Consider the following 1756-nt stretch of genomic DNA (forward strand, 5'->3'; position numbering starts at 1 on the left):
GCTGCTTTGCTGTTCTGTATTAATTAGTTATTAAACAATAACGTGTACAGAAGAAGTGTTTGTAGTACCTGAAGCAACCTATTGATGACCGGATAATCAGGTAAAAAAAAGCAGCGTATAAAACGCTGCTTTGCTGTTCTGTATTAATTAGTTATTAAGCAATAACGTGTACAGAAGAAGTGTTTGTAGTACCTGAAGCAACAAGAGCACCAGAAACGATAACTACTTTGTCGCCAGTTACTACTAAACCTTGCTCTTTAGCGAAGTCCATACCTAACTTGTAGAAAGCTTCGATAGAATCTTGCTGTTCGATAACTTTAGCAGAAACACCTTTAGTTAATGCTAACTGTTGGCGAGTCTTAGCATTGCTTGTTAGCGCTAAGATTTGAGCTGTTGGGAAGTATTTACGCACTGAACGTGCAGATTTACCTTCACCTGTTGCTACGATAATAAGTTTCGCACCAAGTTGCTCAGCATTAACTACTGCACCGCTACATACTGCTTCAGTGATACGTAGTGCAGATTTAGAACATGCAGTACTAGTTGGCATAACGCCATCTGTACGTTCACAGATAGTTGCCATGATTTCAACAGCTTCTGCAGGGTATTTACCTTTAGCAGACTCACCAGAAAGCATTACCGCATCTGTACCATCGATAATTGCATTTGCAACATCACCCGCTTCAGCACGTGTTGGACGAGGGTTTTTGATCATTGAATCAAGCATTTGCGTAGCTGTGATTACTGGCTTACGCGCAGCATTTGCTTTTTCGATCATCATTTTCTGTGCGAAGATTACTTCTTCAACTGCGATTTCAACACCTAAGTCACCACGAGCAACCATGATAGCGTCAGAAACAGCTAAGATTTCGTCGAAGTTATCAACGCCTTCTTGGTTTTCAATTTTAGAAATGATTTGGATCTTTTCGCCGCCGTTTGCTTTTAATAGCTCACGGATTTCTAAAACGTCTTCTTTCTTACGAATGAAAGATGCTGCGATGAAATCAACTTGTTGCTCACAACCAAATACTAAGTCGCCTTTATCTTTAACAGATAGTGCTGGAAGTTGAACTTTAACACCAGGTAAGTTAACACCTTTGTTTTCGCCAAGTTCGCCAGTATTCATCACTTCACAAACAACGTTTGTATCTGTGATGCTTTTAACTGTCATTTCGATTAGACCGTCATCAAGCAGTACAGTGTTACCTACAACTAAATCATTTGTAAGGTTTTCGTAAGTTACTGCAACGATAGTGTTATCACCAACGATTGTTTGATCAGTACTTAATGTGAACTCTTGACCTGCAGTTAGTAATACATCATCACCATTTGCAAGTTTAACTGTACGGATTTCAGGACCTTTAGTATCTAATAATACAGCTACGTTTTTACCAGTTTCTTGGCAAATTTCACGAATAGTTGTAATACGTGCACCATGCTCTTCGAAATTACCGTGAGAAAAGTTAAGGCGCATTACATTCATGCCGTTATTTACTAACTTCGTTAGCATCTCTTTTGATTCTGATTTAGGACCAATCGTACAAACTATTTTTGTTTTTCTCACCGTTATTCTCCAAGGATGATTGTGTTGTTTTATTACAAGTTTAAAAAAAATTCATAATATCCATATTTCGATGTGGCGCATTTTACAAGAAAAAATTCTAAAAAAAATGATTTCTAATCAATTTTTCTCTCTTTTTATTCTTTTTTGTAATTTTTTGTAACTTTTTGTAATTTTCAGTCGTTTGTATTTAAT

Annotated in this window: 1 protein-coding gene; it reads right to left on the bottom strand. The window is 37.1% G+C overall.

Going from position 1 to position 1756, the window contains the following annotated elements:
• Positions 1–154: 154 nt before the first annotated feature.
• Positions 155–1564 carry a pyruvate kinase PykF gene (gene pykF, locus AC4GME_RS15105; protein WP_490378259.1) on the bottom strand — a complete coding sequence of 470 codons (1410 nt, stop codon included), beginning with the start codon at positions 1562–1564 and terminating at the stop codon, positions 155–157.
• Positions 1565–1756: the final 192 nt, after the last annotated feature.

It is taken from the genome of Psychromonas sp. (genome assembly GCF_983033635.1).